We start from the raw sequence: 17923 nt of genomic DNA, 5'->3' as shown, positions 1-17923 counted from the left end.
GGTTCCATTCCCGTCCCTCTCACTGCCGGCGGCACTCTCCGTCCGCTGCCCGCGCTCCTCGCTTCCACTGAGCGGGGATTCGCCCCATCCGCAGCAGGACTCGGCAGGCGCACACCTCAACAGTAGGCCGCAGAAGGCTTCCACGGGCACCAGACGGACGCGCCCGGGCACGGTTGCCCGAATGACCCCGGCGTTCCGCGTGCGTCTGGTATGCGCCGTTCGAGTGACTTTCCGAACGCTACTCGGCGGTCTGCTGCTCCGCGGGCAGCGCCACCTCCGCGGCGGCCTCGGGCCCCTGCTCCAGCAGGACGGCGAAGCCGTCCTCGTCCAGAACCGGAACCTTCACCTGCATGGCCTTGTCGTACTTCGACCCGGGGTTGTCGCCCACGACCACGAAGGACGTCTTCTTCGAAACGGAACCCGTGACCTTCGCACCCCGGGTCTGGAGGGCCTCTTTTGCGCCATCCCGCGTGAAGTTCTGCAACGTTCCGGTGACCACGACGGTGAGTCCTTCGAGGGGGCGCGGCCCTTCGTCCTCTCCGGCCCCTTCCTCCTCCATCCTCACACCGGCCTCACGCCACTTCCGCAGAATCTCCCGATGCCAGTCCTCGGCGAACCACTGCTTCACGGACGCGGCGATGATCCCGCCGACGCCGTCCGTGGCGGCGAGCTCCTCCTCGGTGGCCTGGTCGATGCGGTCGATGGAGCGGAACTCGCGGGCGAGCGCGGCGGCGGCGACCGGGCCCACGTGCCGGATCGAGAGACCGTTGATGACGCGGGCCAGGGGGCGGGTCTTCGCGGCCTCGATGTGCTCCAGCATCGACACGGCGTTCTTGCGCGGCTCGCCGGCCTTGGTGGCGAAGATGTCGGCGATCTTCTCCTCGCCGGTCTTCGGGTCGCGCTTGGGCAGCCCGCTGTCCTGGTCGAGGACGTACGCCTTGATGGGCAGCAGCTGGTCCATCGTCAGGTCGAACAGATCGCCCTCGTCGGTGAGCGGCGGCTGCTCCGGCTCCAGGGGGCCGGTGAGCGCGGCGGCCGCGACGTACCCGAAGTTCTCGATGTCGAGGCACTGGCGGCCGCCCAGGTAGAAGAGGCGCTCGCGCAACTGGGCGGGGCACGTCCGGGCGTTGGGGCAGCGGAGGTCGATGTCGCCCTCCTTCATGGCCCGCAGCGGGGTGCCGCACTCGGGGCACTCGGCGGGCATCACGAACTCGTACTCGCTGCCGTCCCGCAGGTCGGCGACCGGGCCGAGGATCTCGGGGATGACGTCGCCCGCCTTGCGGATGACGACGGTGTCCCCGATGAGGACGCCCTTCTTCTTGACGATCTCCTGGTTGTGCAGCGTCGCGAACTCGACCTCGGAGCCCGCCACGGTGACCGGCTCGACCTGCGCGTACGGCGTCACGCGGCCGGTGCGGCCCACGCCCACCCGGATGTTGACCAGCTTGGTGTTGACCTCCTCGGGCGGGAACTTCCAGGCGATGGCCCAGCGCGGGGCGCGCGCCGTGGAGCCGAGGCGGCCCTGGAGCGGGATCTCGTCGAGCTTGATGACGGCTCCGTCGATCTCGTGGTCGACCGAGTGGCGGTTCTCCCCGTAGTACGCGATGAACTTGCGGACGCCCGCCAGGTCGTCGACTACCTTGCTGTACTTGGTGGTGGGCAGGCCCCACTCGCGGAGCAGCCCGTACGCCTGGGAGAGGCGGTCGATGTCGAAGCCCTCGCGGGCGCCGATGCCGTGCACGACCATGTGCAGCGGGCGGGTCGCCGTGACGCGCGGGTCCTTCTGGCGCAGCGAACCCGCCGCCGCGTTGCGGGGGTTGGCGAAGGGCTTGTCGCCGGCCTCGACGAGCCGCGCGTTCAGCTCCTCGAACTTCTCCATCGGGAAGTACACCTCGCCGCGGATCTCCACGAGCGGCGGGATGTTGTCGCCCTTGAGGCGGGTCGGGATGTCGCTGATCGTGCGGACGTTCGGCGTGATGTCCTCGCCGACCCGGCCGTCGCCGCGGGTGGCCGCGCGCGTCAGCCGCCCGTTCTCGTACGTCAGGTTGACCGCGAGGCCGTCGATCTTCAGCTCGCACAGGAAGTGGTAGCCGGGCGCGCCCACCTCCTTGGCGACGCGGTCGGCCCAGGCCGCCAACTCCTCGTCGTCGAAGGCGTTGTCGAGGGAGAGCATGCGCTCGCGGTGCTCGACGGACGTGAACTCCGTCTCGTACTGACCCGCGACCTTCTGGGTCGGCGAGTCGGGCGTGCGCAGCTCCGGGTACTTCTCCTCCAGCGCCTCCAGGGAGCGCAGGAGCTTGTCGAACTCGGCGTCGGAGACGACCGGGGCGTCGTTCACGTAGTACCGGAAGCGGTGTTCCTCGATCTGCTCCGCCAGCTGGGCGTGCTCGTCCCTCGCCTCGGCGGGCACCGTGCCCTCGCTCTGCAGTGCGTCAGCCACCGTCTCGTCCTCCCGTATGCCTTCGTCCACGGTCACTCAGGGTTGTCCGCGAGTGATCTCGCCGCCCGGACGCAGTGGGCGAGCGCCGCGCGGGCGTACGCGGGTGAGGCACCCGCGAGTCCGCACGACGGCGTGAGCACCACCGAGTCCGCGAGGGAACCCGGATTCAGCCCCAGCCTGCGCCACAGCGTCCTGACACCCATGACGCTACCGGCAGGGTCTGACAATGGGCCGTCCACGCCGGGCACGACACCGGCGACGAGTCGCAGTCCCGCCTCGACGGACTCCCCGATCACCTCGTCGTCACGCTCGGTGAGCAGCGAGAAGTCGAAGGAGACGGCGTCGGCCCCGGCCCGGCGAAGGAGCGCGAACGGCACGTCGGGGGCGCACGAGTGGACGATCCGGGGCCCGTCGTCGAGCACGTCCATGACGTCCCGCAGCGCGCTCTCGACGATCTGGCGGTCGACGGCGCGGTGCGTGCGGTACTCGCTGGCGGTCTTGACCTGGCCGCGCAGCACGGCGATGAGCGAGGGCTCGTCGAGCTGGAGCGTCAGCCGGGCGCCGGGCACCCGGCGGCGGACGTCGGCGAGGTGCGCGCGCAGTCCCTCGGCGAGGGAGGCGGCGAGGTCGCGGCAGGCGCCGAGGTCGGAGAGGGCCGCCTCGCCGTTCCGCAGTTCCAGGGCGGCGGCGAGCGTCCAGGGACCGACGGCCTGGACCTTGAGCGGGCCCTCGTACCCCTGCGTGAACTCCTCGAGCGCGTCGAGGTCCTCGCCCAGCCAGGACCGGGCGCGCTTGGTGTCGCGGCCCGGCCGGTCGCCGATCCGCCAGCCGCTGGGCTCCACGCGCGCGTAGAGGTCGACCAGCAGTCCGGCCGTCCGGCCGATCATGTCGGCGCCAGGACCGCGCGCGGGCAGCTCCGGGAGGTACGGCATGCCCTGCTCGGGCCCCTCGAAGCTGCCGGTCACGGTCTTGGCGGCCTCGCGGGCGTCACCACCGGGCATCGACCCGACACCCGTGGCCGGCCCCCACCTGAAGTCGCTCTTTTCATCCACCCAGGAAGGGTACGCAACGCCTCCGACCGGGCGTGTCACACGGAGCGGACGCCGATCCGCTCCAGACGGCGGCGCAGACCGTCCGGGTCCGCCAGGTCCAGATTGTTGCGGAACCGGGCGCGCTCCCAGGCGATCGTGTCCGGCCCGTGCAGGCTGCCGCGCGCGATGAACTCGCCGTCCACGTCGAGCAGCACGAGCGTCGCACCACCCGGGCAGCGGCAGATGTCACTGGCGAACACACCCTCGGTGGTGAGCCGCCGCAGCGCGGCGAGGGCGGCCGGGTCGTAGACCTCGGCCAGCACCTCGCGTCGCGCCAACGGCTCGGCCGTGTCGCCGCCGGCGAGCAGCGCCGCGGCCTCCGCGCGCCCCCACACGTCGTCGAGCCACGCGCGGATCGCGCCCTCCCCCGTGGCGGTCACGTCAGCGGCCGGGGCGCACCGTCAGGTCGTTGACCTCGGCGTCGCGCGGGAGGTCGAGGGCCATGAGGATCGTCGTGGCGACCGACTCGGGGTCGATCCAGTGCGAGGGGTCGTACTCCTTGCCCTCCTGCTGGTGCACCTTGGCCTGCATGGCGCTCGCGGTGCGGCCCGGGTAGACGGAGGTGACGCGCACGCCGTTGTCGTGCTCCTCCTTGCGCAGCGAGTCCGCCAGGGCCCGCAGTCCGTGCTTGGAGGCGGCGTACGCGGACCAGGCGGGGCCCGCGTGGATGCCGGAGCCGGAGTTCACGAAGAGCACGTGGCCCTGGGCGACGCGGAGTTGGGGCAGGAAGTGCCGGGTCAACTCGGCCGGGGCGATCAGGTTGACGTTGAGCTGGTGGCGCCAGGACTTCGGCGTCAGCTCGTCGACCTTGCCGAGGTCGACGACGCCGGCGATGTGCAGCAGCGAGTCGATCCGGTCCGGCAGCGTCTGGTGCGAGAAGGCCCAGGACAGCTTGTCCGGGTCGGCGAGGTCGCCGACGAGCGTCTTCGCGCCGGGGAACTCGGCGGCGAGCTCCTTGGCCCGGCCCGCGTCGCGCGCGTGGAGATAGATTTCATCGCCGCGCTCGTGCAGACGGCGGGCGACGGCGGCGCCGATTCCGGAACCGGCGCCGGTGATCACATGGGTAGCCATGCCCGCCATGCTCGCACTACTCGATGCCGCGCGACTCCTCCAGGTAGGCCAGGGCGCCGACCGGCTCCTCGGCGAAGAACACGAGGTCAGTGAGGGGCACGGGGAGGAAGCCCTCGTCCTCCATGCGCCGGAACTGTTCCTTCAGGCCGTCGTAGAAGCCCTCGGAGTTGAGCAGCACGATCGGCTTGTCCGTCTTGCCGTGCTTCTTCAGCTCCAGGATCTCGGTGGCCTCGTCGAGGGTGCCGGTGCCGCCCACCATGATGACGACGGCGTCGGCCTTCTCCAGGAGCAGCGCCTTGCGCTCGGCGAGGTCCTTGGCGATCACCATCTGGTCGGGCTCGGCCACGACGCGCGCCTTCGCCGCGAGGAAGTCCACGGAGACCCCGGTGAGCCGTCCTCCGGCCGCCGCGACGCCGTCGGCGACGACCTTCATCAGGCCGCTCTCCGAGCCGCCCCAGACGAGCGTGTGGCCGCCCTTGCCGAGCAGTTCGGCGAATTCGCGGGCGGGCCGGGTGTAGCGCTCGTCGAGGTCGGCGGCGGAGAGGAAGACACAGATGTTCATGCCATCTACCGTACGGTCCGCCGCCGGCGGGAAGAACTCGCCCGCTGTGAGCGCTGACACACCCATGACTCAAGGACACACGATCACCGTCGAGCGGGGTTCGCAGCGCGTGCGGGTCGTCCACGAAGGGCAGGTGCTCGCCGAGAGCGCGCGCCCGCTGGTCCTCAAGGAGACGGGCTGTCCGGTGCGGTACTACCTGCCGCCGGACGACGTCCGCACGGAGCTCCTTACTCCTTCGAACACGACAACGCACTGCCCCTTCAAGGGCGACGCCTCCTACTGGTCGCTGCCCGGCGCACCCGACCTGGTGTGGGCGTATCCGGATCCGAAGGACGACGTGGCCGCCATCAAGGACCACCTGTGCTTCTACGACACGCAGGTGGTCACCGACTGACCACGCGCGCGTGGTCGAATGGGAAGGTAGGCAGAGCACGGCGGAAGGTGAGCCCGACATGACTCACGGAGACGGTCAGCAGGACGTTCCCACGGGCGGTTTCGGCGCTCCCCCACCGCCGTTCGCCCCCGCCCCTCCGGCCGCGCCGCCCGCGGCCCCGCCGCCGCCCGCGTACGCGCCGGGCGCCCCGCCCGCACCGCCCGCTCCCCCGGCGGGGCCGGGCGGGCCCGGTGGGCCGGAGTTCGTGGCCGCCGACAAGCACAACGGCATGGTCGTGGACGCGGAGGGGCTGCACTTCGAGCAGGGCCCGCACGCCATCGACCTGCCCTGGTCGCACGTGCGCACAGCGCACTTCCAGCCGATGCCGTCCGGGGTGTTCGTCACGGCGTCCATGTCGGACGGCGCCGTCTACACCTGCCAGGTGCAGGCCAGGAAGAAGGCGCAGGCGGCCGAGTGGTGCGGCCACCTGGGCGCCGTGCTCCAGCACTACCTCCAGGGCAGGGCCTAGCGGGCCGGAAGCCTAGGCCGCAGCCGTGGCCCGCTCCGTCGTGGCGATGGTCGCCGAGCCCACCACGCGCGTGCCGTCGTACAGCACGATCGCCTGGCCGGGGGCGACGCCGCGGACGGCCTCGGTGAAGCGCACCCGCAGCTCGTCGTCGACCAGCTCGGCCGACACCTCGGTCTCGCCGCCGTGCGCGCGCAGCTGGGCGGTGTAGGTGCCGGGGCCCGTGGGCGCTGCGCCGCACCAGCGGGGCTTGATGGCGGTGAGGCCGGTGACGTCGAGGGCCTCGGCGGGGCCGACCGTCACCGTGTTGTTCACCGGCGAGATGTCCAGGACGTAGCGGGGCTTGCCGTCGGGCGCCGGCGTGCCGATGCGCAGGCCCTTGCGCTGGCCGATGGTGTAGCCGTACGCGCCCTCGTGGGTACCGAGCTTGGCGCCGGACTCGTCGACGATGTCGCCCTCCGCCTTGCCGAGGCGGTTCGCGAGGAAGCCCTGGGTGTCGCCGTCGGCGATGAAGCAGATGTCGTGCGAGTCGGGCTTCTTGGCGACCGCGAGGTCGCGGCGCTCGGCCTCGGCGCGGATCTCCTCCTTGGTCGTCTCCGTGTCGCCCAGCGGGAACATCGCGTGGGCGAGCTGCCGGTCGTCGAGGACGCCGAGGACGTACGACTGGTCCTTGGCCATGTCGGCGGCGCGGTGCAGCTCGCGGTCGCCGTTCTCGTTGACGATCACCTGCGCGTAGTGGCCGGTGCAGACCGCGTCGAAGCCGAGGGCGAGCGCCTTGTCGAGGAGCGCGGCGAACTTGATCTTCTCGTTGCAGCGCAGGCAGGGGTTGGGCGTGCGCCCGGCCTCGTACTCGGCGACGAAGTCCTCCACGACGTCCTCGCGGAAGCGCTCGGCGAGGTCCCAGACGTAGAACGGGATGCCGATGACGTCGGCCGCGCGGCGCGCGTCGCGGGAGTCCTCGATGGTGCAGCAGCCGCGGGCTCCGGTGCGGAACGACTGCGGGTTCGCGGAGAGCGCGAGGTGCACGCCGGTGACGTCGTGGCCCGCTTCGGCGGCGCGGGCGGCGGCGACGGCGGAGTCCACGCCGCCGGACATGGCGGCCAGGACGCGGAGGGGTCGGGCCGCCTTCTCGGGGCCCGCGGGGCGCTGCGGAGTCTGCGAAGTCATAGCCCTAACAGGGTACGGGCCCCCGGGAACCGAATCGGCCGGAGATGCGTTGTGGATCTCGTACGGGAATGACGGGGGCGTCGCATGGCGAACAAGAAGTCCGGTTCGGGGAAGGGCCGGGGCGGGGACAAGGACCGCGGGATCAGCCGGCGGACGCTGATCGTCGGCGGGGCCGCGTCGGCCGTCGGCGTGGGCCTGCTCGCGCGCGGTGACCTGGCCCGTATGTGGTGGCAGGTCCCGGGCGTCGACAAGCCGCGCAAGGCGGGCGAGGTCGACTTCAAGGGCGCGGAGTGGGTCGCGGCGGCGTCGGCGAACTGGCGGCGGGCGGACCGCCCGGCCGACTACACGGTGGACCGCGTCGTCATCCACGTCACACAGGGCAGCTACCAGGGGACGCTGAAGGTCTTCAAGGACCCGTGGCACGGGGCGGCGGCGCACTACGTGGTGCGGCAGGACGGGCACATCGCGCAGATGATCCGGGAGCTGGACGTCGCGTTCCACGCGGGGAACCGGGACTACAACCAGCGCAGTGTCGGCATCGAGCACGAGGGCTTCGTGGACCGGCCGGCCGACTTCACGGACGCGATGTACGAGGCGTCGGCGCGGCTCACCGCCCGGATATGCAGGCGCTACGACATGCCGGTCGACCGCGAGCACATCATCGGGCACGTCGAGGTGCCGGGCACGGATCACACCGATCCGGGGCCGCACTGGGACTGGGACCGGTACATGCGCCTGGTGAAGGCGGCGTACGAGCGGGACGGCGCGGCCAAGACGTGACGGCCGGGAGTCCGACGGCAGGGCCTGGGGTCTGTCGTTCGTCAGGCCCTAGCTGAGCCCCGCCGACCTCGCCCGCTCCACCACGGGGCCGATGGCCGTCGCCACCGCCTCCACGTCGGCCTTGGTCGTGGTGTGGCCGAGGGAGAAGCGCAGCGTGCCGCGCGCCAGGTCCGGGTCGGTGCCGGTGGCGAGCAGTACGTGGCTCGGCTGGGCGACTCCGGCGGTGCAGGCCGAGCCGGTGGAGCACTCGATGCCCTGCGCGTCCAGGAGGAGCAGGAGCGAGTCGCCCTCGCAGCCGGGGAACGTGAAGTGCGCGTTGGCCGGGAGGCGGCCGCCGGGCTCCGGGTCGCCGCCGAGGATCGCCTCGGGGACGGCGGAGCGCACGGCGTCGACGAGGGCGTCGCGGAGCGCGCCGATCTCGCGGGCGAACCACTCGCGCCGCTCGGTCGCGATCCGGCCCGCCGTGGCGAAGGCCGCGATGGCGGGGACGTCGAGGGTGCCGGAGCGGACGTGCCGCTCCTGCCCGCCGCCGTGCAGGACGGGGACGGGGCTGTACTCGCGGCCGAGCAGCAGCGCCCCGATGCCGTACGGGCCGCCGACCTTGTGGCCCGACACGGTCATCGCGGCGAGCCCGGACGCGGCGAAGTCGAGCGGGAGCTGCCCGTAGGCCTGCACGGCGTCGGCGTGCAGCGGGATGCCGAACTCGGCGGCGACGTCGGCGAGTTCGCGTACCGGCTGGACGGTGCCGATCTCGTTGTTGGCCCACATGACCGTGGCCAGGGCGACGTCGTCGGGGTTCCGCTCGACCGCCTCGCGCAGCGCGTCGGCGTGCACGCGGCCGTGCGCGTCGACGGGCAGGTACTCGACGGTCGCGCCCTCGTGCTCGGCGAGCCAGTGCACGGCGTCGAGGACGGCGTGGTGCTCGACGGGGCTGGAGAGGACGCGGGTGCGGGCCGGATCGGCGGCGCGGCGCGCCCAGTACAGGCCCTTGACGGCGAGGTTGTCGGCCTCGGTGCCGCCGGAGGTGAACACGACCTCGCTGGGGCGGGCGCCGAGCGACTCGGCGAGGGTCTCGCGGGACTCCTCGACGGTGCGGCGGGCGCGGCGCCCCGCGGCGTGCAGGGACGAGGCGTTGCCGGTGACGGCGAGCTGGGCGGTCATCACCTCGACCGCCTCCGGGAGCATCGGAGTGGTCGCGGCGTGGTCGAGGTAAGCCATGGTGGGCTCGATTCTACGAGCCCGGCGGCGCCCGGCCGACGGTCAGCCCGTGATGCTCCAGGACATGGTGCCGTCGGCGGCGATCAGGGCGGCGAGCACGACGAGATCGGCGACGCCGAGGCCGAGGCCGAGCAGGGCGCGACCGCGCCGCTCGGTGCCGCGCCACAGGGCGATGGACGCGAGGACGATCGCGACGGGGCCGAGGAAGACGTTCATGACGAGCAGTCCGACCAGGCCGAGCACGAACGAGGCGACGGCCATGCCGTCGCGGTCGCGGCGGCCGACGGGACGGGCCTGCTCCCCGGTTCCTGCCTTCTCGGTTTCTACGACGCGCTGTTCTGCGGTGAGTTGCACGGTGATACCCCCTGAGAACGTGAACTGCGGAAGGTGAACCGCCGAACGGTTCAGTGCTGGTGCCTGCGGCGCGCGTGGCGCTCGCGGACGGCGAAGACGGCCAGCCAGACGGCGATGACGGCGGCCGCGACGAGCGTGACGGGCAGCGGGGCGTGGGCCACGGTGCCGAGCGCGAAGCCCAGCAGGAGAAGGGCCGCAACGAGGAACAGCATGGTTGCCTCTCGGAAAGTTGGGTTACAACTGTTCACTGACTATCGAGTCTAGCTCGCGCCACGACTTCCCCATTACAGAGAACAGTTGTTAACTGGATGACATGAGTCACACTCTCGGCGCGCGCCAGGCGCAGAAGCAGAAGACCCGGCAGGCGCTCCTGGACGCGGCCCTCGGACTGCTGGAGGACCAGAGCCTCAGCAGCCTCGGCCTGCGCGAGGTCACGCGCGCCGTGGGCGTGACCCCGACCGCGTTCTACCGGCACTTCGACAGCACGGCCGACCTCGGCGTCGCCCTGGTCGAGGAGGCGCTCGGCAGCCTGCACGCGGTGATCCGCGACGCCCTGACGGCGACCTGGGACAGCGACGAGCGCATCACGCGCACCATCGAGCTGATCGCCCGCCACGTGCACGCGTACCCCGCACACGTCCGCTTCATCGCGCGCGAACGGCACGGCGGCGTCCAGCGGGTGCGGGAGGCGATCGGCGAGCAGCTCGGACAGTTCGCGGACGAGGTGCGGGAGGCGCTCCGGCACGATCCCGGCGCGGCAGGCTGGAGCCAGGAGGACCTGATGATGCTGGCGAATCTGTACGTCGACCACATGCTGGTGACGGCATCGGTGCTGCTCACGACGCCCGCCGAGGACTTCGACCGGGTGGCGGACCGGGCCGAGCGGCAGCTCCGTCTCGTGAGCATCGGCCGAAAGCACTGGCTCGACATGTCATGAGCAACTAGCGTTACGGTCATGACATCAGCCGACTGGAACCTCGACCGAAGCTTCTCCGGCTCGTCCGGCGAGATCCGCTGGACGGCGCTCGGGCCGGCCGACGCGCCGCCCGTCGTCCTCGTCCACGGCACGCCGTTCTCCTCGTACGTCTGGCGGCAGCCGGCCCGCGCCCTCGCCCGCCGGCACCGCGTGTACGCCTGGGACCTGCCCGGCTACGGCGACTCGGAGATGCGCCCCGACCAGGACCTCTCACTCGACGCCCAGGCCCGCGCCCTGACCGAGCTGCTCGACCACTGGGGCCTGACCGGCGAGGGGCGCGCACCCGCCGTCGTGGGGCACGACTTCGGCGGCTGCGTCGCGCTGCGCGCGCATCTCGTGCACGGCGCCGCGTACGACCGCCTCGCCCTGGTCGACCCGGTGGCGATCCGGCCGTGGGGCTCCCCCACGTACCGGCTGCTCGGCGAGCACTCCGACGTGTTCCGGCAGCTGCCGCCCGACCTCCACGAGGCGCTCGTGCACCGGTACGTCGCCTCCGGCAGCCACCGCGGGCTGCACCCCGAGACGCACGCGCGCGTGGTCGCTCCCTGGCTGACCGAGACCGGAAAGGACTCGTTCTACCGGCAGATCGAGCAGAACCCGCTGTGGGCGGCCACCGACGACATCCAGGGCCGCTACGGGGAGTTGGACCTGCCCGTCCTGGTCGCGTGGGGCGCCGACGACACCTGGATCCCGGTCGAGCGGGCGCACGAGCTGGCGAAGCTGATCCCCGGCGCCGAGCTGCGGATCATCGAGGGCGCCGGGCATCTCGTCCAGGAGGACGCGCCCGCGGAACTCGCCGCCGTACTCGGCGAGTTCCTGCGTTCGTAGGGCCCGCTCAGCCGAGCCGTACGCGGGCGAGCTGGCGGGACTGGGCGACGAGGCGGTCCTTCGCGTCCCAGACCTCGGCGTCCTCCTCCAGGAAGCCGCCCGCCAGGTTCCGCGTGGTGATCGACACGCGGACGGGGCCCGGAGCCGGGCGGCAGCGCACGTGGACGGTCAGCTCGACCGTCGGCACCCAGCCCTTGAGGCCCATCTCGAAGGCGGTCGGCGGCAGCGCGTCCACCGCGAGCAGCAGCGCCAGCGGGTCCATGTCACGGCCGTCGGCGAGGCCGAACCAGGCCCGCATCTCGCCCTTGCCGGACGGCGCGCCGAGGGCCCAGCCCAGCGTGGCCGGGTCGAGCTTGAGGTGCAGGCGGTCGGAGATCGCGGAGCTGCCGGGCACCGGCGGCGCGCCCTCGGGGGCGTCGCCCGCGCCGAAGCACTGGTCGATGGCGGGCAGCACGGGCGGCTCGGCGCTGGTGCGCACGTCGTCGGGGAGCGTGTCCAGATCGCCGTACGACGCGATGACCCGGATCCGCTCGACCTCACTGCCGTCCTCCGCGTACTGGAAGAGGGAGGCCTGGCCCGTGGAGAGGGTGCGGCCGGTGCGGGCCACGTCGGTCCTGATCACGGCGGGGCCCGGCGCGGACGCGGTGAGGTAGTGCGCCGAGATCGTGAACGGGTCGTCGTGCGGCAGGGCGTCCGAGAGGGCGCGGCCGAGCACGGCGAGGAGGTAGCCGCCGTTGAGGGCGTTGATGATCGTCCAGCCCGCGGAGAGGTCGATGTCGTAGACACCGGGCTCGTCCGGGCGCCGCGTGACGGCGGTGTCGCGGTCGAACTCGCTGTCGCCGACGGTCGCCGGGCGGCTCTGCGTGGATACTGCGTCTGCCATACCCGGAAACGTACAACAGGAAATTACTAAGCGGTAGCTTTCATCGGTTACCCGTCGCCGACTACGGCGTCTCCTCCGTCACGTCCACCCCGGCCGACCTGCGGTTCCACGCGCGCGGCGCCCGCCAGTGGTAGCGCATCGCGAGCAGCCGGAGCACGAACGCGGTGAGGACCGCGATGCCGCTGGTGAAGCCGTCGAGGGCGTCGAGCTGGATGCACAGGACGACGATCCCGGCGCCGACCATGGCGGGCACCGCGTACAGGTCGCGGTCCCAGCGCACCAGGGAGGGCACCTCGTTGGCGATGATGTCGCGCAGCACACCGCCGCCGACCGCCGTGGCCAGGCCGAGCGCGGCGGACGCGGTGAGCCCGAGCCCGTAGTCGTACGCCTTCGTCGTGCCGGTGACGCAGAACAGGCCGAGGCCCGCCGCGTCGAAGACGTTCACCGCGGTCTGGGTGCGCTCGACCTCCGGGTGCAGGAAGAAGACGAGCGCGGCGGCGATCAGCGGCGTGACGAAATAGCCGAGGTCGACGAAGGCGGCCGGTGGCACGGCGCCGATCACCAGGTCGCGGAACACCCCTCCGCCCAGCGCGGTGACCTCGGCGAGCGCGGCGATCCCGAAGACGTCCCAGTTCTTGCGGACGGCCATCAGGGCGCCGGAGATCGCGAAGACGAAGATCCCGATGAGGTCGAGCCAATGCTGGACGGAGGGACTGAACAGTTCCTGAAGCACGCGACATTCTTACCTGCCGCGTCCCCGGGCCTACTACAGGCTGGGCTTGCCCGTCGTGAACAGCCACGTGTCGAACAGGTCGTCGAGCTGCTGCCCGGAGACCCGCTCGGCGAGGGCGATGAAGTCGTCCGTGTCGGCGTTTCCGTAGCTGTGCAGGCGCGTCCACTGCGGCAGCAGCTTGAAGAACGCCTTGTCGCCGATGCGCTCGCGCAGCATCTGGAGCGTCATCGCGCCGCGCTGGTAGACGGCGGAGGCGAACATCGTGTCGCGCTGCGGGTCGCCGACCTTCACCTGCCAGAAGGTGGAGTTCGCGGGGCGGGAGTTGTAGCCGGCGAGGAAGGAGTCGTGGGCGGAGGCGCCGCCCTTGTGCTCGGTCCACAGCCACTGGGCGTACGTGGCGAAGCCCTCGTTGAGCCAGATGTTCTTCCACTGCTCGACGGAGACGGAGTCGCCGAACCACTGGTGGGCCAGCTCGTGCACGATCGTCGACTCGGAGCGGACCGCGGAGTAGATGGGCTTGGACTGGGTCTCGAGCGAGAAGCCGGCCTGCGGCATGTCGTCGACGATCGCGCCGGTCTCCTCGAACGGGTACGGGCCGAAGACCTGCGACCAGTAGTCGGTGGCCTCGGCGGTCACGGCGTACACGTCGACGTCGTTGCTGTTGGAGAGCACCGGGTCGATGGCCACGTAGACGGGTGTGCCCCCGGCCGTCTTCCCGGTCTTCACGTCGAACTTGCCGATGGTGGCGGTCGCGAGATACGTCGCCATGGGCTTCGACTCGCGCCAGTGGTGGACGGTCTGCTTGCCCTTGTCGGTGTCGTACGTGTCGACAAGACGGCCGTTCGATACGCCGGTCAGGCCCTTCGGAGCCTTGATCCTGATGTCGTACGTCGCCTTGTCCGAGGGGTGGTCGCTGGACGGGAACCAGGTGGAGGCGGCGTTCGGCTCGCACGCGACGAAGACGCCGTCCTCGGTCTTCATCCAGCCGTAGTCGGAGCCGAAGACGATGGGACCGCTGAGCGGTTCGGGCACGCCGCCGTAGGTGACGGTCGTGGTGAAGGTGTTGCCCTTGCGGATCGAGGCACGCGGGGTGACGCGCAGCTCGTCGCCGCTGCGCGTGAACTCGGCGCGTCTGCCGTCCACTTCGACCTTGGTGACGGTGAGCTTCTGCAGGTCCAGGTCGAACGAGGAGAGGTTCTGGGTGGCCCGCGCGGTGAGGGTCGTGCGGCCGTCGAGGCGGTCGGTGTCCGGGTTGTACGCGACGTCGAGGGCGTAGTGGCGGGCGTCGTAGCCGCCGTTGCCGAGCTGCGGGAAGTACGGGTCGCCGACGCCGTCGGAGCCGGGGGTGGGGGCGGGAGCGGCGGCGATCAGACAGAACGAGGCGGCGGCTACGGTGAGCGCGGCCAGGCGTGCCGAACGGGATAGTGCCATGGGGCGTCCCTTCGAGCGGGTTCCGGTGTAACGGACAGCGGAACTCTGCCGCGAGGGGGTGTGCGTGTACATGACCCTTTCGGGCCATGTACACGCCGACCGCGGAAGTGGGCGGACGGGCCTTCCGTCAGTCCGACGTCGGCTCGTCCGCCGGAGGCTCACCGTCCGTCGGAGGCTTCCCGTCCTCCGGCGGAGCCACCGTCTTCGGGACCGTGATGACGTCGATCGCCTCCTTGGCCACCTGGAGGAGTTTCGTGTCCTCGGGGGCCTGGTCGGGGGCGTTCTCCGGGTGGTGGCAGGCCACCTGGTGGCCCGTGCCGAGCTGGAGCAGCGGGGGCTCCTTCGTCGCGCAGAGCTCCGTCGCCTTCCAGCACCGGGTGTGGAAACGGCACCCGGTGGGCGGGTCGATCGGAGACGGGACGTCGCCGCGCAGCAGGATGCGCTCGCTCTTGGCGCCGCGGCGCTTGGGGTCCGGGACCGGCACCGCGGAGAGCAGCGCCTTCGTGTACGGGTGCATCGGCGTCGAGTAGAGGTCGTCGCGGTCGGCGAGCTCCACGATCTTGCCGAGGTACATGACCGCGATGCGGTCCGAGACGTGCCGGATTACCGACAGGTCGTGCGCGATGATCACGTACGTGAGGCCGAGCTCGTCCTGGAGGTCGTCGAGGAGGTTGACCACCTGGGCCTGGATCGACACGTCGAGGGCCGAGACCGGCTCGTCGGCGACGACCAGCTTCGGGCGCAGGGCCAACGCCCGTGCGATACCGATGCGTTGGCGCTGGCCGCCGGAGAACTCGTGCGGGTAGCGGTTGTAGTGCTCGGGGTTGAGCCCGACCTTCTCCAGGAGCTCCTGGACCGCCTTGCGCACGCCGCCCTCCGGCTTGACGCCCTGGAGGCGGAAGGGCGTGCCGACGATCGTGCCGATGTTGTGGCGCGGGTTCAGCGAGGAGTACGGGTCCTGGAAGATCATCTGCACGTCGCGGCGCAGCGGCCGCATGCCACCGGTGCCGAGGTGCGTGATGTCCTTGCCCTCGAACTCGACGCGCCCGCCCGTGGGTTCGAGAAGCCGCGTGATCAGCCGGCCCATCGTCGACTTGCCGCAGCCGGACTCGCCGACGACCCCGAGGGTCTCCCCCGCGCGGACGTCGAAGGAGAGCCCGTCGACCGCCTGCACGGCGGCGACCTGCCGCTTGAGCAGGCCCTTGCGGATCGGGAAGTGCTTGACCAGCCCTTCGACCTTGAGCAGCGGCTCACCGGCCGCGGCGTCCGGAGAGGTCGTCGCCTGCTGGGGAATCGTGGAGGGCGTCATCTCGGTGTCAGGTCCTTTGGCGTCCGTCACAGCTTCGGCGCAATCTCTTCGTTCCAGATCCGCTCGCGTTCCCCGGCCGACATGTGACAGGCCGAGAAGTGGCCGGAGCCGACCTCCCGCAGTTCGGGGCGCTCGGTGCGCGTGATGTTGTCCTTGGGCACGTCCGCGTAGGGGCAGCGCGGGTTGAAGGCGCAGCCGCTCGGCAGGTTGATGAGGCTGGGCGGGGAGCCCTTGACCGGGGTGAGCCGGTCGGTCTGCTCCCGGTCGATGCGCGGCATCGAGCCCAGCAGGCCCCAGGTGTACGGGTGTTGGGGCGCGGTGAAGACCTGTTCGGCGGTGCCGCGCTCGACGCACCGGCCGCCGTACATCACGAGCAGTTCGTCGGCCATCTCCGCGACGACCCCGAGGTCGTGCGTGATCATGATGACGGCGGAGCCGAACTCCTTCTGGAGGTCGCGGATCAGGTCGAGGATCTGCGCCTGCACCGTGACGTCGAGCGCGGTGGTCGGCTCGTCGGCGATGAGGAGTTCGGGGTTGTTGACGAGCGCCATCGCGATCATCGCGCGCTGGCGCATGCCGCCGGAGAACTCGTGCGGGTAGGAGTCGACGCGCTTGTCGGGCTGCGGGATGCCGACGCGGTCGAGCATCTCGACGGCCCGCTTGCGCGCGACCTTCTTGTCGACGTCGTGGTGGACCCGGTAGGCCTCCACGATCTGCTTGCCGATCGTGTAGTACGGGTGCAGGGCCGACAGCGGATCCTGGAAGATCATCGCCATTTCGCGGCCGCGCAGCCTGCGCACCTTGTCCGCCGGGGAGGACAGCAGTTCCTCGCCGTCCAGCCAGATCTCGCCGGAGACCTGCGCCCGGCGCTTGGAGTACTGGCCGACCGTGTGCAGGCCCATGATGCCGAGCGAGGTCACGGACTTGCCGGATCCGGACTCGCCCACGATGCCGAGGGTCCTGCCCTTCTCCAGCGTGAAGTTCAGGCCGTCGACGGACTTCACGAGGCCGTCGTCGGTGGGGAAGTGCACCTTGAGGTCGCGGACCTCGAGGAAGGCGGAGGGCGGCCGGGAGTCGGCCGCGAACGGCTCGCCCACTGCGGTCCCGGTGTTGATCTGCTCGCTCATCCCAGCCTCACTCGGGGGTCGATCACGGCGTACATCATGTCGACGACGAGGTTCGCCACGGCGATGGCCAGCGACATGACCAGGGTGACCCCCAGGATCACCGGGAGGTCCTTGGCCTCGACGGCGTTGACGGCTTCGAAGCCGACGCCCTTCAGCCCGAAGGTCGACTCCGTCAGGATGGCGCCGCCCATCAGCACGCCCAGGTCGAGACCGAAGACGGTGAGGATCGGCGTCATCGTGGAGCGCAGCGCGTGCCGGGTGATGACGGCCCGTTCGCCGAGGCCCTTGGAGCGGGCGGTACGGATGTAGTCCTCGCCCATGACCTCGAGCATGGTGGCCCGGGTGAGGCGGGCGTACATCGCCGCCTGCAGGAAGGCGAGGGCGATCCACGGCAGGATCAGCGTCTCGATCCAGGTGCCGATGGACTGGTCGCTCGACAGGTTGTCGCTGATCTTGATGAGCCCCAGGCTGTGGACGAAGATGCCCATCATCACCATGCCGGTGAAGAAGATCGGCATGGAGACGCCGGAGAGCGCGGCGATCATCGCGCTGCGGTCCCAGATCGTGCCCCGCTTCAGCGCGGAGACGACGCCGACGGCCACGCCGCCGACCAGCCACAGGACGCAGGCGCCGGCGGCGAGCGCGACGGTCACCGGCAGGGCGGCGGTGATGGTGTCCCAGACCGGCTCCTCCGTACGGAAGGAGTAGCCGAGGCACGGCGCCGGGCAGTGGGTCACACTGCCGCCGGAGACGTAGTCGCGGCCCATCGGGATCGCCCGGATGAAGTCCCAGAACTGCACGAGCAGCGGGTCGTCGAGACCGAGCTTGACGCGGATGCCCGCAAGCTGCTCCGGCGATGTGGCCTTGCCCGCGAAGAGCGTGGCGACGTCCTGCCCGGACCACTTCGGCAGCAGGAAGAAGATGGCGAACGTCGTCAGCAAGACGATCAGCACCATCACAATGACGGCGCTCAAGCGCCGGATGAGGTAAGCAAGCACTGTGCGCGGCCCCTGGGCGGCCGGACCTCGGGTTGCGGGGTCCGGCCGCCTGCCGG

General features: G+C 71.1%; 20 protein-coding genes. 5 read left to right on the top strand and 15 right to left on the bottom strand.

Features of this window, described 5'->3' with window-relative positions:
• Nucleotides 1–238: 238 nt before the first annotated feature.
• From ligA to ACTWJ8_RS26655, 5 genes are read right to left on the bottom strand one after another with little or no spacing between them, the layout of a single operon-like run.
• A complete protein-coding gene (gene ligA, locus ACTWJ8_RS26675) occupies nucleotides 239–2440 on the bottom strand; it encodes an NAD-dependent DNA ligase LigA (RefSeq protein ID WP_443260460.1) in 2202 nt (733 codons plus the stop codon).
• Between the two features lie 32 nt (nucleotides 2441–2472).
• Complete coding sequence (locus tag ACTWJ8_RS26670) at nucleotides 2473–3492, bottom strand: methionine synthase (RefSeq protein ID WP_356389155.1); 1020 nt, start codon at nucleotides 3490–3492, stop codon at nucleotides 2473–2475.
• A gap of 35 nt (nucleotides 3493–3527) precedes the next feature.
• Nucleotides 3528–3911 carry a hypothetical protein gene (locus ACTWJ8_RS26665; protein WP_443260459.1) on the bottom strand — a complete coding sequence of 128 codons (384 nt, stop codon included), beginning with the start codon at nucleotides 3909–3911 and terminating at the stop codon, nucleotides 3528–3530.
• A gap of 1 nt (nucleotide 3912) precedes the next feature.
• Nucleotides 3913–4611 (bottom strand): SDR family oxidoreductase, encoded by a 699-nt coding sequence (locus ACTWJ8_RS26660; protein WP_356389159.1) that lies wholly within the window; start codon nucleotides 4609–4611, stop codon nucleotides 3913–3915.
• A 7-nt stretch (nucleotides 4612–4618) separates the two neighbouring features.
• Nucleotides 4619–5164, bottom strand: coding sequence for a TIGR00730 family Rossman fold protein (locus ACTWJ8_RS26655; protein ID WP_356389161.1), 546 nt, complete (start codon nucleotides 5162–5164; stop codon nucleotides 4619–4621).
• Between the two features lie 64 nt (nucleotides 5165–5228).
• Between ACTWJ8_RS26655 and ACTWJ8_RS26650 the strand changes: the two genes are divergently transcribed.
• Entirely contained in the window at nucleotides 5229–5558 is a 330-nt protein-coding gene (locus ACTWJ8_RS26650) for a DUF427 domain-containing protein (protein WP_356389163.1), read from the top strand.
• A 58-nt stretch (nucleotides 5559–5616) separates the two neighbouring features.
• Nucleotides 5617–6066 (top strand): hypothetical protein, encoded by a 450-nt coding sequence (locus ACTWJ8_RS26645; RefSeq protein WP_443260458.1) that lies wholly within the window; start codon nucleotides 5617–5619, stop codon nucleotides 6064–6066.
• Between the two features lie 12 nt (nucleotides 6067–6078).
• Here ACTWJ8_RS26645 and mnmA read toward each other — a convergent pair whose 3' ends face one another.
• Nucleotides 6079–7230, bottom strand: coding sequence for a tRNA 2-thiouridine(34) synthase MnmA (gene mnmA, locus ACTWJ8_RS26640; protein ID WP_443260457.1), 1152 nt, complete (start codon nucleotides 7228–7230; stop codon nucleotides 6079–6081).
• Nucleotides 7231–7314: 84 nt separating this feature from the next.
• On the opposite strand from mnmA, the gene ACTWJ8_RS26635 reads away from it, so the two are divergent.
• Nucleotides 7315–8010 (top strand): N-acetylmuramoyl-L-alanine amidase, encoded by a 696-nt coding sequence (locus tag ACTWJ8_RS26635; protein WP_443260456.1) that lies wholly within the window; start codon nucleotides 7315–7317, stop codon nucleotides 8008–8010.
• A gap of 48 nt (nucleotides 8011–8058) precedes the next feature.
• On the opposite strand, the gene ACTWJ8_RS26630 is transcribed toward ACTWJ8_RS26635, so the two are convergent.
• The 3 genes from ACTWJ8_RS26630 to ACTWJ8_RS26620 are packed head-to-tail and all read right to left on the bottom strand — an operon-like array spanning nucleotide 8059 to nucleotide 9794.
• Nucleotides 8059–9228, bottom strand: a complete 1170-nt coding sequence (locus ACTWJ8_RS26630; protein ID WP_443260455.1) for a cysteine desulfurase family protein — start codon at nucleotides 9226–9228, stop codon at nucleotides 8059–8061.
• Nucleotides 9229–9270: 42 nt separating this feature from the next.
• Nucleotides 9271–9582 carry a hypothetical protein gene (locus tag ACTWJ8_RS26625; protein WP_443260454.1) on the bottom strand — a complete coding sequence of 104 codons (312 nt, stop codon included), beginning with the start codon at nucleotides 9580–9582 and terminating at the stop codon, nucleotides 9271–9273.
• Between the two features lie 50 nt (nucleotides 9583–9632).
• Nucleotides 9633–9794: a hypothetical protein gene (locus ACTWJ8_RS26620; protein ID WP_443260453.1), complete on the bottom strand. Its 162-nt coding sequence runs from the start codon at nucleotides 9792–9794 to the stop codon at nucleotides 9633–9635.
• 101 nt (nucleotides 9795–9895) lie between these two features.
• Here ACTWJ8_RS26620 and ACTWJ8_RS26615 point away from each other — a divergent pair, with 101 nt between their 5' ends.
• Together ACTWJ8_RS26615 and ACTWJ8_RS26610 are read left to right on the top strand one after the other, a co-directional pair.
• Nucleotides 9896–10519, top strand: coding sequence for a TetR family transcriptional regulator (locus ACTWJ8_RS26615; RefSeq protein ID WP_443260452.1), 624 nt, complete (start codon nucleotides 9896–9898; stop codon nucleotides 10517–10519).
• An 18-nt stretch (nucleotides 10520–10537) separates the two neighbouring features.
• Complete coding sequence (locus ACTWJ8_RS26610) at nucleotides 10538–11386, top strand: alpha/beta fold hydrolase (protein WP_443260451.1); 849 nt, start codon at nucleotides 10538–10540, stop codon at nucleotides 11384–11386.
• A gap of 7 nt (nucleotides 11387–11393) precedes the next feature.
• On the opposite strand, the gene ACTWJ8_RS26605 is transcribed toward ACTWJ8_RS26610, so the two are convergent.
• The 6 genes from ACTWJ8_RS26605 to ACTWJ8_RS26580 form a co-directional block, all read right to left on the bottom strand.
• Complete coding sequence (locus ACTWJ8_RS26605; RefSeq protein WP_443260450.1) at nucleotides 11394–12269, bottom strand: thioesterase family protein; 876 nt, start codon at nucleotides 12267–12269, stop codon at nucleotides 11394–11396.
• A gap of 61 nt (nucleotides 12270–12330) precedes the next feature.
• Complete coding sequence (locus ACTWJ8_RS26600; RefSeq protein WP_356389179.1) at nucleotides 12331–13002, bottom strand: trimeric intracellular cation channel family protein; 672 nt, start codon at nucleotides 13000–13002, stop codon at nucleotides 12331–12333.
• Between the two features lie 33 nt (nucleotides 13003–13035).
• Complete coding sequence (locus tag ACTWJ8_RS26595; RefSeq protein WP_443260449.1) at nucleotides 13036–14433, bottom strand: M1 family metallopeptidase; 1398 nt, start codon at nucleotides 14431–14433, stop codon at nucleotides 13036–13038.
• A 127-nt stretch (nucleotides 14434–14560) separates the two neighbouring features.
• Entirely contained in the window at nucleotides 14561–15742 is a 1182-nt protein-coding gene (locus ACTWJ8_RS26590; RefSeq protein WP_356389183.1) for an ABC transporter ATP-binding protein, read from the bottom strand.
• Nucleotides 15743–15768: 26 nt separating this feature from the next.
• Nucleotides 15769–16869 (bottom strand): ABC transporter ATP-binding protein, encoded by a 1101-nt coding sequence (locus ACTWJ8_RS26585; protein WP_356389185.1) that lies wholly within the window; start codon nucleotides 16867–16869, stop codon nucleotides 15769–15771.
• Nucleotides 16866–17867 carry an ABC transporter permease gene (locus tag ACTWJ8_RS26580; protein ID WP_356389187.1) on the bottom strand — a complete coding sequence of 334 codons (1002 nt, stop codon included), beginning with the start codon at nucleotides 17865–17867 and terminating at the stop codon, nucleotides 16866–16868. Before ACTWJ8_RS26580 ends, ACTWJ8_RS26585 begins: the two co-directional genes overlap by 4 nt.
• Nucleotides 17868–17923 lie beyond the last annotated feature (56 nt).

This window comes from Streptomyces sp. SDT5-1, assembly GCF_052245995.1.
Lineage (GTDB): Bacteria > Actinomycetota > Actinomycetes > Streptomycetales > Streptomycetaceae > Streptomyces.
The sequence above is the reverse complement of the archived record's forward strand: the minus strand, read 5'-3'. Positions and strand labels throughout refer to the sequence as shown.

Coding starts and splice junctions, on each gene's coding strand:
- ACTWJ8_RS26660 (WP_356389159.1), bottom strand. CDS start 4,611: ATGGCGGGCATGGCTACCCATGTGATCACCGGCGCCGGTTCCGGAATC.
- ACTWJ8_RS26655 (WP_356389161.1), bottom strand. CDS start 5,164: ATGAACATCTGTGTCTTCCTCTCCGCCGCCGACCTCGACGAGCGCTAC.
- ACTWJ8_RS26650 (WP_356389163.1), top strand. CDS start 5,229: ATGACTCAAGGACACACGATCACCGTCGAGCGGGGTTCGCAGCGCGTG.
- ACTWJ8_RS26645 (WP_443260458.1), top strand. CDS start 5,617: ATGACTCACGGAGACGGTCAGCAGGACGTTCCCACGGGCGGTTTCGGC.
- mnmA (WP_443260457.1), bottom strand. CDS start 7,230: ATGACTTCGCAGACTCCGCAGCGCCCCGCGGGCCCCGAGAAGGCGGCC.
- ACTWJ8_RS26635 (WP_443260456.1), top strand. CDS start 7,315: ATGGCGAACAAGAAGTCCGGTTCGGGGAAGGGCCGGGGCGGGGACAAG.
- ACTWJ8_RS26630 (WP_443260455.1), bottom strand. CDS start 9,228: ATGGCTTACCTCGACCACGCCGCGACCACTCCGATGCTCCCGGAGGCG.
- ACTWJ8_RS26620 (WP_443260453.1), bottom strand. CDS start 9,794: ATGCTGTTCCTCGTTGCGGCCCTTCTCCTGCTGGGCTTCGCGCTCGGC.
- ACTWJ8_RS26615 (WP_443260452.1), top strand. CDS start 9,896: ATGAGTCACACTCTCGGCGCGCGCCAGGCGCAGAAGCAGAAGACCCGG.
- ACTWJ8_RS26610 (WP_443260451.1), top strand. CDS start 10,538: ATGACATCAGCCGACTGGAACCTCGACCGAAGCTTCTCCGGCTCGTCC.
- ACTWJ8_RS26605 (WP_443260450.1), bottom strand. CDS start 12,269: ATGGCAGACGCAGTATCCACGCAGAGCCGCCCGGCGACCGTCGGCGAC.
- ACTWJ8_RS26595 (WP_443260449.1), bottom strand. CDS start 14,433: ATGGCACTATCCCGTTCGGCACGCCTGGCCGCGCTCACCGTAGCCGCC.
- ACTWJ8_RS26590 (WP_356389183.1), bottom strand. CDS start 15,742: ATGACGCCCTCCACGATTCCCCAGCAGGCGACGACCTCTCCGGACGCC.
- ACTWJ8_RS26585 (WP_356389185.1), bottom strand. CDS start 16,869: ATGAGCGAGCAGATCAACACCGGGACCGCAGTGGGCGAGCCGTTCGCG.